The sequence below is a fragment of the Prochlorococcus marinus str. MIT 0918 genome, assembly GCF_027359415.1.
GTDB lineage: Bacteria > Cyanobacteriota > Cyanobacteriia > PCC-6307 > Cyanobiaceae > Prochlorococcus_E > Prochlorococcus_E marinus_C.
Genome location: NZ_CP114780.1, coordinates 1,225,553 through 1,238,680, shown reverse-complemented (window position 1 = coordinate 1,238,680; position 13,128 = coordinate 1,225,553). Strand labels below are relative to the sequence as shown.

The window sequence follows — 13,128 nt, the reverse complement described above, 5'->3', positions numbered from 1 at the left end:
TAATTTTATTTAGATTCTTGATCGTAGTATCAAACCTAGGCAGACTAAGAAAATTGAAACTAGCCAAAAACTTTTAACTATTTCTAATTCTTTTTTATTCTTTAGTTCGAAATGATGGTGTAGAGGAGCCATCGCAAAAATTCTATAACCTTGACCGTTTAATCGCTTTGAGATTTTGTACACACCTACTTGAATAATTACTGAAATAGCTTCTGCAACAAAGACTCCACCCATTATTAATAAAGACCAAAGACTATTTGTTATAAGTGCGATTCCTGTTAATGCACCACCGATTGCAAGTGAACCTGCATCCCCCATAAATATTCTTGCAGGATTTCTATTATGCATAAGAAATCCTAATAAAGTTCCTGCTAATGCTATTGCAAAACGGGCGAATGAGTAGTCTTGCATTTCTCCTCTAAGTATTAATTCAATCGCTAATCCTGTGAAGACTATTGCTCCACAGCCACTTGCTAATCCGTCTAAACCATCAGTTAAGTTTGTAGCATTACTTTCTGCAATTAAAGTGAATAAAGCTATAGGCCAAATTAGAAAACTTAAATTAATCGAATTCTGAGAGAATAGCAATATATTGGAATCAAGCCACCCTTGCGTAGATATAAAATAAATAAAAATTATTCCCATGATAGTTTGTAAAAATATTTTTTCTATGGGAGTTAAGCCTTTGTTTTTATTCAATGTTAAACTACGCCAATCATCTATTAGACCAATACTCATATATCCTAAAGTAAGGAAGCTAATTGCTAACAGTTTGCCTTGAGATAAGTTGTTTAAATTTGCTAGATTACCAATAATTATTCCGATTGGAATTATTAAAATTCCCCCCATTGTAGGAGTTCCTGACTTCTCATGATGTTTTTTTGGACCTTCTATTCTAATAATTTGATGTAACTTTATTTTTTCTAATTTTGGGATAATTAATTGTATTATAAGTGTAGATATGATGAATGATATTAATAATGGTATAAACAAAACACTGCTTTTCAAGAATATATCTATACTTAAGCATATGCTGCAAAGAAGTATTATTAATAGAATATAACTTTTCTCGCTTGATTTTAAAGCGCGGACTATTTTTATTTTTTCCTTTTTAATTATTCTTCCCAATCGTCTTCAGTTGGTTCTTCTTCTGTTTTATAATCTTCCTTTTCGCCCATTAGTGCTGATAATTCTTCTTCTTCTACAGTGCTAACTTCTTGAATAGCTGATACATCATCGGAGATAAGCCTGCCACTAGTTTCAAGCCAGCTTAAAAGGTCAGGCTCTTCTCTGAGTGGCAAAACGGGCGCAGGATCTTGCCTGTGATAACGAGTGAGTGCAGGATTGATTGTATCGAGTGTGCTCATCAAAAACTTTTTTCTCGTTCTAATAAGATAATGCATTATGAGATGATTTTCTTGTTTTGGCTTATAAGATTCCATTAATTGCTTTGACTTGGGCTTTTGCCCTTTTAGTTAGTTGGTTGTTCCGTGTTTGGGGTATTAATCATCCTGATCCTTTTGAAATTAGACTCTGGATAGTTTTTGGTTTGCTTTTTGGGCCTTCACTTTTTCTATTTTTTTATTTAGCATTAACTTTTCGTCAAAACTAGGTTTTATCTTTAGGAGCTATTGGTTAATGGGAAATTTTCGCAAAGTTATTCTTGCTTATTCTGGTGGAGTCGATACTAGTGCTTGCATTCCTTATTTAAAAAATGAATGCGGTATTGAGGAGGTTATTGCCTTTGCAGCAGATTTAGGACAAGGCGAGGAATTAGGTCCTATTCGTGAAAAAGCTTTATTGGCAGGTGCTAAAGAATCTTTAGTTGATGATTTGATTGAGCCCTTTATCAAAGATTTTGCATTTCCTGCAATTAGAGCAAATGCATTATATGAAGGCAAATATCCTTTATCTACAGCATTAGCAAGGCCTTTAATTGCAAAAAGATTGGTTGATATAGCAATCGAAAGAGATGCAGGAGCAGTTGCTCATGGTTGTACTGGTAAGGGCAATGATCAAGTTCGTTTTGATTTAGCGATAGCTTCACTGGCTCCACAGTTACGCATTTTCACTCCTGCTAGAGAATGGTCAATGAGTAGAGAAGAGCTAATTGTTTACGGAGAAAAATATGGAATTCCAGCTCCTGTTACTAAAAAGTCGCCATTTTCTATTGATTTAAACCTCTTAGGTAGAAGTATTGAAGCTGGTCCATTAGAGGATCCATTTTTAGCTCCTCCTGAAGAAGTCTTTCAATTGACTTCATCTAAGGAAGAAGCTCCTGAGGAACCCCAAGAATTAGAAATTTTCTTTCAGAATGGGAATCCCATTGCTATTGATGACGAAGCATTGGATCCTGTGCGCCTTATTAGGAAAGTAAACTCTTTAGCCGGTCTGCATGGAATAGGACGAATTGACATGATTGAAAATCGAGTAGTTGGTATTAAAAGTAGAGAAATTTATGAAACTCCTGGTTTGCTGTTATTAATTAAAACGCATCAAGAATTAGAAAGTTTGACTTTGTCAGCAGAAGTTTTACGTACTAAAGCTACTCTAGAAAGACAATGGGCAGATTTAGTTTATCAGGGCTTTTGGTTTAGCCCTTTAAAAGATGCCTTAGATGCTTTTATTGATAGTACGCAAAGTGATGTGAATGGATCAGTTAAGGTTCAATTATATAAAGGTAGCCTTACAATTTTAGGAAGACAGTCTTCGACTAATAGTTTATATTTACCTGATATATGTACTTATGGTTCAGATGATAAGTTTGACCATTCCTCAGCTAAAGGATTTATTTATATATGGGGTTTGGCTAATCGTCTCTGGGCTTCAGTAAATAAGAAAAAATAGTTTGCCTTTTTTCATTAATTACCTTTACTTAGTTTCTTCTTGTTTAGTTTCTTCTTGTTTAGTTTCTTCTTGTTTAGTTTCTGAATCTTTTTCTTTTTTGACTGAGGGATCTACTTTTTCATTATTTTCTTTTTTTTCTTCTAATTCTTTGTCATTTTTGTTTGACTTAGACTCTGCATCTTGAGGTTTTGTGTTTTTCTTTGTAGGAATTGGGCCATATTGCTTTACAGTTAAATATCTTATTACGTCTTCACTTAGCCTCATGGCCTTTTCTAGAGTTTCTATATTTTCTCCTGGACCTGTATGACTTAGTTGAACATAAACACCTTCTTTATGCTTACCAATTGTATAGGCAAGTCTCCGCTTTCCTCGCATTTGATTGTCTATAACTTTAGACTTTGCTTTCTCTAGCACTTCACTATATTTTTTTAAATGGTTTTCAACTTCGTCCTCAGGTATATCTGGGCGAAGGATATACATGGTTTCGTAGTAAGTTGGCTCTGACATGAAAAATTTTCCGGCTAGGACTATATTGGCTCATAATTAAATGAGCGTCGGATCTTTCATCCTATACCTTTATGGTTATTTCTTCAAACTTGTATTCTTGCTGCATTGCTGATTCCAGGTAGATCAGGTTCGATACCTCTGGAGCACTGAATTACTGCAAAAATTATTATTGATAAAGAACTTATAAATATAATATTAGAAATTGTTTGCATGAATAATACATATTCTAATAGCTTTATCATAATATTATACCCGTAGTTTATTATTATTAACGCTATATTAATTAAAAGAGCTTGCATGGTATTAAATCTTATAAAGATCGATACTTTAGGATTTTGAGCTATAGCTAAAAGAAGAATTATAAATAGGATAAAGCTACCAAAAGGCAATATATTTTGAATATAGAATATTGGAATAGTTGGATAAATTAGCAACTTAGAGATGGGAAAATTTATGAAGAAATCTCGTCCAAACACAATAGCATAACTCCAAGGTAGCATATAGATAAATATGCTGATTATTCTTTCCTTTATTGAAATCATAGCTTTTTATTGAGCAATTCTTTGTGTGCTGCTTCTCTCATTATATCAATTGGCATTTCTTCTATTCCACTCCATAATCTTAATGATGATGCACCTTGTTGAATTAGCATTTCAAGACCGTCAATTCTTTTGCATCCATATTGGGTGGTTAGTTTTAACCATTCAGTAGGTCTAGGTGTATAGATTAAATCATATAAAATAGTATCTTTTTTTAGATTATTCCATATTTCTCGCCCTAGTGGTATTTGTTGGATATTATTATCGATTGATTTATTTGTCATGCCTATAGGTGTAGCATTTATTATTAAATTAGATTCATTGATATAATGTTTTAATGATAAATTATCTTTGGTTATTCCATTTATATTTGTTTTTTGATTAATATTTGGCCGGATTATGTTTAAAAATTTCATTAAGGATTCATTACTTCGACTTATACAAGTTATTGTTCCTAAACCTAATAAGTCTAATCCTTTAGCAACCGCCTTCGCACTTCCTCCAGTTCCTATAATTAATGCTTTTTTCTTAGCCCAATTTTTTTCATATAATAAAGGAGCTATAAAGCCATCAACGTCTGTATTAAAACCTGACCAACCATCATTATCATTTGGAACTAAAGTATTAACAGCTTCTATATTTTTTGAAAAATTATTTATATGTGTACAACAATTCATAGCCTGACTTTTATATGGAATTGTTATATTTAGTCCTTTGCAATTGATTTTTCTTAGTCCTTTCACTACTAACTCAAAATGTATTTCTTTGGATGGAATTGCTAAGTAACACCAATTTAAATTTAGCTCTAATAGTGCAGCATTATGAATCACTGGAGAAAGAGAATGATTCACAGGGTCCCCAAGTACCCCTACAAGGCTTGTGTCTCCATTAATGGTTTTGTGTTTGTTTGGTTCCATATTTTAAGAGTAGTTTAGCGGTCTGTTCGGGAACCACACCTCGCCTCTAAGTGGTTTAACTGCCGAGGATGTCTCTATTAATTAAAGACATTATTTTAGGAGCAGGAGTCCAATGGGGAAGGTTGTAGGAATTGATCTCGGTACAACTAATAGTTGCGTTGCTGTAATGGAGGGTGGCAAACCCACAGTAATTGCAAATGCTGAGGGTTTTCGTACAACTCCTTCTGTGGTTGCTTATACAAAAAATCAAGACCAATTAGTTGGTCAGATTGCTAAGCGACAAGCTGTTATGAATCCAGAAAATACTTTTTATTCATCAAAACGGTTTGTGGGAAGAAGAGTGGATGAGGTTAATGAAGAATCTAAAGAAGTCAGTTATGGAGTAGAAAAGTCAGGATCTAATGTCAAGCTAAAATGTCCGGTTTTAGACAAGCAATTTTCTCCTGAAGAAGTGAGTGCTCAAGTTTTGCGAAAGCTTTCAGAAGATGCAGGAAAATACTTAGGTGAAACGGTTACTCAAGCCGTGATTACTGTTCCTGCATATTTTAATGACTCACAGCGTCAAGCTACTAAAGATGCAGGAAAGATTGCTGGTTTAGAAGTTCTTAGAATCATTAATGAGCCAACTGCTGCTGCACTTGCTTATGGTTTAGATAAAAAAAGTAATGAACGTATTTTAGTTTTTGATTTGGGTGGTGGAACTTTTGATGTATCGGTGTTGGAAGTTGGAGATGGTGTTTTTGAAGTTTTGTCTACTTCTGGAGATACACATCTGGGAGGAGACGATTTTGACAAAGTTATTGTTGATCATTTAGCTGCAACGTTTAAAACAAATGAAGGGATTGACCTGAGACAGGACAAACAAGCCCTCCAGCGCCTAACAGAAGCTGCAGAAAAGGCAAAGATTGAGTTATCTAATGCTACGCAAAGTGAAATTAATCTTCCTTTTATTACTGCCACACCAGAAGGCCCTAAGCATTTAGATTTAACACTTACGAGAGCAAAATTTGAAGAACTGGCTTCTGATTTGATAGATAGATGTCGAGTTCCTGTGGAACAAGCTCTGAAAGATGCAAAGTTATCGACAGGAGAGATTGATGAAATTGTTATGGTTGGTGGATCAACAAGGATGCCTTCTGTAAAAGAATTAGTTAAGAGAGTAACTGGCAAGGATCCTAATCAAACAGTTAACCCTGATGAAGTTGTTGCTGTTGGTGCTGCTATACAAGGAGGCGTTTTAGCTGGTGAAGTTAAAGATATTTTGCTACTAGATGTCACACCTCTTTCTTTAGGAGTTGAAACTTTGGGAGGTGTTATGACGAAAATGATTACTAGAAACACAACTGTTCCTACTAAAAAAACAGAGACTTATTCGACAGCGGTTGATGGCCAAACTAATGTTGAAATTCATGTTTTACAAGGCGAAAGAGAAATGGCATCTGACAATAAAAGTCTTGGAACTTTTCGTTTAGATGGCATTCCTCCTTCTCCTCGTGGAGTTCCACAAATTGAGGTTACTTTTGATATTGATGCGAATGGAATTTTAAGTGTAACTGCAAAAGATAAAGGCAGCGGTAAAGAACAGAGTATCTCCATTACAGGAGCATCAACTTTATCCGATAATGAAGTTGAGAAAATGGTTAAAGATGCAGAAAATAATGCTTCTGTTGATAAAGAAAAGCGCGAACGAATTGATATTAAAAATCAAGCAGAAACTCTTGTATATCAATCAGAAAAACAACTGACAGAATTAGGAGATAAGGTTGATAAAGATGCAAAAGCAAAAGTAGAAGAGAAACGTATTCAATTAAAAGAAGCTACAGAAAAAGATGATTTTGAAACGATGAAAACTTTATTAGAAGATTTACAGAAAGAACTATATACTTTAGGAGCCTCTGTTTATCAACAAGCTAATGCTGCCTCTCAGGCAGCTGATGGTTCATCAGGGCAAGATTCTAATAATTCTTCTCAGAGTAATGATGATGTAATTGATGCTGAATTTACTGAAACAAAGTAAAAGTAATTAGGGGACATTTTCTATTTGGCTGAGTACCCATTCAGCACATGCTGGAGCTAAGAGAATTCCATTTCTATAATGGGCTGCATTAATAATTAATCCTTTTTCTAATACTTCTAAGACAGGAGCTGGTCGGTTTTTAGGTTTTGCTCTGACTCCAAACCAATGATTACTTATTTGTGCAGTTTTTATCCAGTGAGGAGCAATGCCATTCATTTTTAGCATTTCTTCGAGATGGATTTCGCTGGGCTTTATTCCAGGTTCAATTGTTGCTCCCATCAGAAGCTTATTTTTTGTTTGAGGAATTAAAGCTACTCCATTACTTATAAGTACACTTGGCCATTCATTCCAATCCCCACTTACTTCTTTAATATTAAGTTCTAGTCCTTGTCCAAGTATAGGCTCTAGAGGTATTTTATAACCAAATTTTTTTAATAAATGCTCACTCCCTAAAGCTGCACAAATAATAACTATATCTTTTTGAAATTTTTTATCATTATCCAAATGAATATTCCATATAACTTGATTATTGGTTAATTGCCTTGTTAAGAAAGAAACATTTTTATTTACACTAACTACTTTCAACTTTTTTAAATAAATAAAAAGATTATATAGTAATTTTAATGGATTAATTCTTCCATCTTTTTCTGAAATCAGTCCTCCATATAGATTAGTTGGCCAAATTCTTTCTTGAGGACCTTTGTCATTTTTATCTAATACTTTTAGTCCTAAGTCAAATCTTTTATCTGCTAAACCTTTCATTAACTCTGCTTCTTTATATGAAGTTGCTAATTGAATTAATGGTGTTTCTATATTGAATGAATATTTTGATGTAGAGATCTCTCGAATTAAATTTGGCCATAATGCCATGCTTCGCTGTCTCAGCTTCCAGCTTCGACCTGATGATCTTCGAAAGATATTGCCCATAATTATTCCTAATGAAGCTTTAGTACCTGTTAATGAATTAGTGGTTAATATTGGTTGGTTTAGCTCAGGATCAAAGATATGAATATTGTGACCTGCTTTTGCTAAATAAAAAGCAGTTGTAGCACCAATGACTCCACCTCCTATGATTCCAATATCTTTGCAATTTGGATTATGATTTTTAATCATGTTTGTTTAGTGCTTTATTCTTGATGTTGATGTAGTTATTAGTTGTTATAAATAGATAATGAGTTCATTTTAATTTCTTGGCTTTAACAAGTGTCGTTTTGCAGTTTATATGTCCTGATCGTTCCGGACTTGTCAGTGAATTGTCAGGTTGGATAGCGAAGAATAATGGAAATATTCGCCATGCTGATCATCATACAGATGAAGGTGCTGGATTATTTTTGAGTAGACTCGAATGGGACTTGCAAGGTTTTAATGTTCCTAGATTATCTATAAAAAAAGAAATTGATGATTTAGCATCTTTTTTAGGTGGTACCGCCAAAGTATATTTTTCTGATGAGCACCCTAGAGTTGCAATTTTTGTGAGTCGGCAAAGTCATTGCCTTGTTGACTTACTTTGGCGTGTGAATAATCAAGAAATGAACATGTCTGTACCTTTGATTATCTCTAACCATAAGGATTTAGAGAAGATTTGCAGACAATTTTGTGTTGACTTTAAATTTATATCTATAAATAAAGAAAATAAATTAGAATCGGAAAAAATTATTTTAGATACACTATTTGATTATAAAATTGATTTAATCGTCTTAGCAAAATATATGCAAATTCTCAGTGGAGAATTTCTTAAATTATTTCCAAACATTATTAATATACATCATTCTTTTTTACCTGCTTTTAAAGGTGCTAAGCCTTACCATAGAGCATGGCAACGTGGTGTTAAGTTAATTGGTGCAACTGCTCATTATGTTACTGAAGATTTAGATGATGGGCCAATAATTGCTCAAACCATTGCACATATTAGTCATCGTGATGAGGTCGAAGACCTCATTCGGAAGGGTAGAGATACTGAGCGAATGGCACTTTCTCAAGCTTTGCGATTACATTTGTGTAGACAGGTTATTATTTATCAAGGGCGCACTGCTATTTTTGCATGAAAAATATTTCTTTTTCTAAGATCTTCAATCTTTATCAAATAGATAAAATTGGATTAAATTGTTTTCACATTGGTTTATTATTTTTAGCATCTAGTGCATTTATATCAGCGATATTTTTATTATTTTCTTTGATTATATCTAGTTCTCACAGATTTAATGTCTATTTACATGATAAATGGAATTATCCATTACTCATAGCAGCTTTTTTAATGGTATTAGGTTGTTTTAGGGCATATTCTGGTTGGCTTGCTTGGATTGGGCTTGTCAATTGGATTCCATTTTTTTGGTGCTTTTGGGGGTTCCAACCATACCTTTTATCTGTTGATAATAGAAGGAAAGCCAGTCTTTTGTTGCTAGCAGGAAGTGTGCCTGTTGTTGTTACTGGATTAGGGCAAGTATGGCTTGGATGGAGTGGCCCTTGGGTTGCTTTGAATGGCTTAATTATTTGGTTTGTTGCTCCTGGTGGCCAACCTTTAGGCCGTTTGTCTGGCTTATTTAATTATGCAAATATCACTGGTGCATGGTTGGCTTTCGTTTGGCCAATTGCGTTGGCATTTTTATTACAACCTTCGCTCAATTGGGTAAAAAGGGGAGTTGCTTTTTTATTTGGCATGTCAATTTGTATTGCATTGATATTAACTAATTCTAGAAACGCTTGGGGTGGCATGGTTTTATCCATTCCTTTTGTATTAGGTTCTGCTACTTGGTTTTGGCTTATTCCTTTATTGTTTACGTTATTATTGCCAGTTGTTTTTGCTGTTTTGCCAATAGTTCCTTTTGAATTGCAATTGTTTGCTAGAAAAATAGTCCCAGAAGGAATATGGACACGGTTAGCAGATATCTCTCTTTCTTCAAATGGTTCACGGCCTTTAGAGACTACTAGAATTTTTCAATGGAAAGAAGCGATTAATTTATTTTTTCAAAAGCCTTGGTTTGGATATGGAGCAGCTGCTTTCTCCATTATTTATCCACTGAGACAAGGTATTTGGCATGGACATGCTCATAATTTGCCCCTTGAGCTAGTTGTTGCGCATGGTTTGCCAGTGGCAATTCTGTTGGTCAGCATGATATTAGTCCTTTTAATTATCTCTTTTAAAAAATGCTTTTTAACGGTATATCACGATAGACAGAGCGTATTTGATAGGGCTTGGTGGGCTGCTACTTTTACGCTTGTCTTTTTACATGCTTCCGATATGCCTATGTTTGATAGCCGTATTAATCTCGCTGGATGGATCTTCTTGTCAGGATTGCGCTGTTTAATAACTCCTAAAGCTCCAAAGCCTTCTTTTGATGATTAATTAGCTGTTTTGACTGCAAAGGTCCTAGCAGATGCGCCCAAGGTAAAACTTGTTCATGATCCCATTGACTATGAATTACATCTTCCCATGAAGGCAGTTGTTCTTTTGATTTTGAGTTGGTGTTTTTTTCTTGAATAATTTTGTATGCTTGCTTCCATCCTCCCAGACTATTGTGTGAACCACGTACTAATGGAATTACCTGGGCTAATCTTCTATCGCTACGTGAGATAAGAGCTTGAATAATACTCCAGCCATAGCTTTCTGGCCGGAATTGTATCCCCTTTGGTTTTAAATATTTTGTCAGTTTTTTTAGTCTATTTTTTGCTTCTGCTCGTACTCCAAACCATTGGAATGGGGTATGTGCTTTAGGAACAAACGTGCTAACACCAAAAGTGATTCGAAGGCCAGGATTTTGATCTTTTAGTTTTATTAATAATTTGATAGTCGCTTCAATATCGTCTTCATTTTCTTGGGGTAAGCCAACCATGCCATAAAGCTTGAGACCCTTTAGACCTCCTTCTTTTGCATATTTAGCAGCTGTCAATATTTCTTCCTCAGTTATTTTTTTATTGATTATGTCTCTAATTTTTTCACTACCACTTTCTATTGCAATTGTGATTGATTTACTATTACGTCGAGATAGTAATTTAGTTAGCTTGGGATTAACTGTTGTTGCACGGACAGAGCTTAAACTTAGTCTCATATCATTAAAATGGTCGTTATTTAACCAATCTATTAATTCTTCAAATTCTGGATGTTGTGTCACAGAAGCGCCTAGCAACCCTATACGTTTAGTTATTGCAAAACCTTTTTCTATGGCTGGAATGAGACTTCCCTCTACTGAAGAAGTTCGAAAAGGGAGATTAAGATAGCTTGCTAAACAAAATCTACATAACTCTGGGCAACTTCGAACTACTTCTACCATATGTATGTTTGGCCATGCGGCATCAGGTGTAATAACAGTTGAATGGCTTAATGTATTTTGTTTCCATGTTTGTTTAGTAATTGTTTCTGGAATTTCATGAGTTATTGGTTTAATTGTTAGAAGTTTGCCATTATTGTCGTATTGGGGTTGATAAAAAATGGGTATGTAAATTCCTGGTATTTGTGCAAGTTCTTTTAACTTATTAAACCGGGATAGATCCTTGATTGTATTCATTTTATTGATAAATGTCGGCATTAGATTTTCTCCATCACCCAAGAGAACTACATCTAAAAACGGAGCAAATGGCTCTGGATTTGCTGTTAGTACTTGCCCACCACCAAATACTATTGGATCTTGATCTGATCTTTCATTACTCCAAATAGGAATTTTGTTTTTTTCTAATAGATCAAGTAATACTGGACCATCTAATTCCCAACTAAGTGAAATCCCAAATAAATCATTACTTCGATGAGGTATATCACTTTGATCGGTAAATAGTCTTCTAACATCTACATCTTTTCGTTGGGCAAGTGTTGCCCAAATAATTTGATACCCAAGACTAGTAATTCCTATTGCATATTTATTTGGGAAAGCCAATGTGATTCTAAGAGCATTGCTCTCAGGAACATTTGGCTTAAAAAGAAGAGTTTCTTTTTTCAGAATTAAGTGATAGGTAATGATGGGTTCTGCATTTGTTCATTTGCTTCTACTTTAATTTGCCTTTCATATATTGATTCCTCATTAAATAGTCGAGCTATTAAAAAACTAGCAATACAAGCAATTAAAACAGGTTTGAGCATTAGCAAATCTTTTGTCAGAGCAAATGCAAGAAACATTGCTGTAATTGGTGTTCTTGAGCATGCAGATACAAATGCACCCATGCCTGCAAAAATATATGTACTTGGTACATGGCCTGTTAATAATTCTACCCAATTTCCACATGCTAACCCTATGCATCCACCTAATGTAAGCATTGGAAAAAACAAACCTCCTGGGGCACCTGATGCAGCAGCAAGTCCTGTACTAATGAACAAAACAACAAAAGTACCCAAAGCCAAAGAAATGTTTGCATTGCCTACTGCGATTAAATTTTGCAATTCTCCTACATGGTGAAATTCTTCTGGAAGAAATGAATAAAAGATGCCTAATATCAATCCACTCATGGACATCCTAAAAATTAATTTATTTTTAAACCATCTATTTCCATTTCGTTGCATTACTAAAACATATTGACAATACAATTCAGCTAGGATTCCTACAATTATACCTAAAGCAATAAGATATCCAAAGTCAATAGGGAGAAAGTGTATGAGAGGTGTATATTCTCGCTCAATAGAAAAACCTAGGCTTTGATCAAAACCTCCTGTATGGTTTGTAAGTCCAAAGTTTTGCAGTACATCTGCCCATGTATCAGCCCAGAATGTTGTTATAACAACTAATAGAAGTACTACCGGTCTTGCAGAGTTGAGTAATTCTTCAATGGCATAAATAAAGCCTCCGATTGGCGCACTAAAAATTGCTGCAATTCCTGCACCACCACCTGCAGCAACAATTACACGCCTAAAAGCTCTAGGAGCTTTCAGCCATTCAGCCATTTGCCATGCCACAGATCCTCCCATTTGTACAGCTGGCCCTTCAGGACCAAGAGGAAAACCACTACCGATTGCAATGATTCCCGATATTAATTTTACTAAGCCAACTCTTAATCCCATTGGCACCTGTCTATGTCGAAGATACGCCATGATATGCGTTACTCCTGATCCTCCGGCTGCAGGTGCAAACTTCGTGATTATCGATCCTGATAGTAGTCCTCCTAGACCTCCTAATATTGGTAAAACCATCCATGATGGCTGTTGTTTGAGAAGATTTAATCGCCAGACGTCTAAGGTATGAATTCCTGCTTTAAACAATACTCCTGTTAACGCTGCCCCTAGACCTGTAAGTATTAAAGCTAGTACAACAACCAGCCATCGTTGACGTAATAATCTTCTAATGCTTTTGCTCGAGTTGATTTGTAGATTAGTATTTTGCAT

General features: G+C 34.8%; 13 protein-coding genes. 5 read left to right on the top strand and 8 right to left on the bottom strand.

Going from position 1 to position 13,128, the window contains the following annotated elements; all coding sequences use genetic code 11:
• Positions 1-9 precede the first annotated feature (9 nt).
• Complete coding sequence (gene mraY, locus O5636_RS06775; RefSeq protein WP_269622052.1) at positions 10-1,008, bottom strand: phospho-N-acetylmuramoyl-pentapeptide-transferase; 999 nt, start codon at positions 1,006-1,008, stop codon at positions 10-12.
• Between the two features lie 107 nt (positions 1,009-1,115).
• Positions 1,116-1,367 carry a DUF3134 domain-containing protein gene (locus tag O5636_RS06770; protein ID WP_269623548.1) on the bottom strand — a complete coding sequence of 84 codons (252 nt, stop codon included), beginning with the start codon at positions 1,365-1,367 and terminating at the stop codon, positions 1,116-1,118.
• 56 nt (positions 1,368-1,423) lie between these two features.
• Here O5636_RS06770 and O5636_RS06765 point away from each other — a divergent pair, with 56 nt between their 5' ends.
• Complete coding sequence (locus O5636_RS06765; protein WP_269622051.1) at positions 1,424-1,612, top strand: hypothetical protein; 189 nt, start codon at positions 1,424-1,426, stop codon at positions 1,610-1,612.
• Positions 1,613-1,638: 26 nt separating this feature from the next.
• A complete protein-coding gene (locus O5636_RS06760) occupies positions 1,639-2,847 on the top strand; it encodes an argininosuccinate synthase (protein WP_269622050.1) in 1,209 nt (402 codons plus the stop codon).
• A 24-nt stretch (positions 2,848-2,871) separates the two neighbouring features.
• On the opposite strand, the gene rpsF is transcribed toward O5636_RS06760, so the two are convergent.
• The 3 genes from rpsF to O5636_RS06745 all read right to left on the bottom strand — a co-directional run bounded on the left by rpsF (position 2,872) and on the right by O5636_RS06745 (position 4,810).
• A complete protein-coding gene (gene rpsF / locus O5636_RS06755; RefSeq protein ID WP_269622049.1) occupies positions 2,872-3,354 on the bottom strand; it encodes a 30S ribosomal protein S6 in 483 nt (160 codons plus the stop codon).
• An 83-nt stretch (positions 3,355-3,437) separates the two neighbouring features.
• Positions 3,438-3,896, bottom strand: a complete 459-nt coding sequence (locus O5636_RS06750; RefSeq protein ID WP_269622048.1) for a Tic20 family protein — start codon at positions 3,894-3,896, stop codon at positions 3,438-3,440.
• Entirely contained in the window at positions 3,893-4,810 is a 918-nt protein-coding gene (locus tag O5636_RS06745) for a shikimate dehydrogenase (protein ID WP_269622047.1), read from the bottom strand. Before O5636_RS06745 ends, O5636_RS06750 begins: the two co-directional genes overlap by 4 nt.
• Positions 4,811-4,922: 112 nt before the next feature.
• Here O5636_RS06745 and dnaK point away from each other — a divergent pair, with 112 nt between their 5' ends.
• Positions 4,923-6,827 carry a molecular chaperone DnaK gene (gene dnaK / locus O5636_RS06740; protein ID WP_269622046.1) on the top strand — a complete coding sequence of 635 codons (1,905 nt, stop codon included), beginning with the start codon at positions 4,923-4,925 and terminating at the stop codon, positions 6,825-6,827.
• 6 nt (positions 6,828-6,833) lie between these two features.
• Here dnaK and O5636_RS06735 read toward each other — a convergent pair whose 3' ends face one another.
• A complete protein-coding gene (locus O5636_RS06735) occupies positions 6,834-7,940 on the bottom strand; it encodes an NAD(P)/FAD-dependent oxidoreductase (RefSeq protein ID WP_269622045.1) in 1,107 nt (368 codons plus the stop codon).
• A 77-nt stretch (positions 7,941-8,017) separates the two neighbouring features.
• Here O5636_RS06735 and purU point away from each other — a divergent pair, with 77 nt between their 5' ends.
• Together purU and O5636_RS06725 are read left to right on the top strand one after the other, a co-directional pair.
• A complete protein-coding gene (gene purU / locus O5636_RS06730) occupies positions 8,018-8,872 on the top strand; it encodes a formyltetrahydrofolate deformylase (protein ID WP_269622043.1) in 855 nt (284 codons plus the stop codon).
• Positions 8,869-10,170 carry an O-antigen ligase family protein gene (locus O5636_RS06725; RefSeq protein WP_269622042.1) on the top strand — a complete coding sequence of 434 codons (1,302 nt, stop codon included), beginning with the start codon at positions 8,869-8,871 and terminating at the stop codon, positions 10,168-10,170. The genes purU and O5636_RS06725 overlap by 4 nt, the downstream gene beginning before the upstream one ends.
• On the opposite strand, the gene O5636_RS06720 is transcribed toward O5636_RS06725, so the two are convergent.
• The gene (locus tag O5636_RS06720; RefSeq protein ID WP_420063792.1) at positions 10,139-11,698 is read right to left on the bottom strand and encodes a B12-binding domain-containing radical SAM protein; all 1,560 of its coding nucleotides are present in this window, start codon (positions 11,696-11,698) and stop codon (positions 10,139-10,141) included. The genes O5636_RS06725 and O5636_RS06720 overlap by 32 nt on opposite strands.
• Before the next feature lie 59 nt (positions 11,699-11,757).
• Positions 11,758-13,128, bottom strand: coding sequence for a ClC family H(+)/Cl(-) exchange transporter (locus O5636_RS06715; RefSeq protein WP_269622040.1), 1,371 nt, complete (start codon positions 13,126-13,128; stop codon positions 11,758-11,760).

Excerpts from the sequence above, each read along its gene's own strand:
- O5636_RS06770 (WP_269623548.1), bottom strand. The coding sequence starts at position 1,367 with ATGAGCACACTCGATACAATCAATCCTGCACTCACTCGTTATCACAGG.
- O5636_RS06760 (WP_269622050.1), top strand. The coding sequence starts at position 1,639 with ATGGGAAATTTTCGCAAAGTTATTCTTGCTTATTCTGGTGGAGTCGAT.
- rpsF (WP_269622049.1), bottom strand. The coding sequence starts at position 3,354 with ATGTCAGAGCCAACTTACTACGAAACCATGTATATCCTTCGCCCAGAT.
- O5636_RS06750 (WP_269622048.1), bottom strand. The coding sequence starts at position 3,896 with ATGATTTCAATAAAGGAAAGAATAATCAGCATATTTATCTATATGCTA.
- O5636_RS06745 (WP_269622047.1), bottom strand. The coding sequence starts at position 4,810 with ATGGAACCAAACAAACACAAAACCATTAATGGAGACACAAGCCTTGTA.
- dnaK (WP_269622046.1), top strand. The coding sequence starts at position 4,923 with ATGGGGAAGGTTGTAGGAATTGATCTCGGTACAACTAATAGTTGCGTT.
- O5636_RS06735 (WP_269622045.1), bottom strand. The coding sequence starts at position 7,940 with ATGATTAAAAATCATAATCCAAATTGCAAAGATATTGGAATCATAGGA.
- O5636_RS06725 (WP_269622042.1), top strand. The coding sequence starts at position 8,869 with ATGAAAAATATTTCTTTTTCTAAGATCTTCAATCTTTATCAAATAGAT.
- O5636_RS06715 (WP_269622040.1), bottom strand. The coding sequence starts at position 13,128 with ATGCAAAATACTAATCTACAAATCAACTCGAGCAAAAGCATTAGAAGA.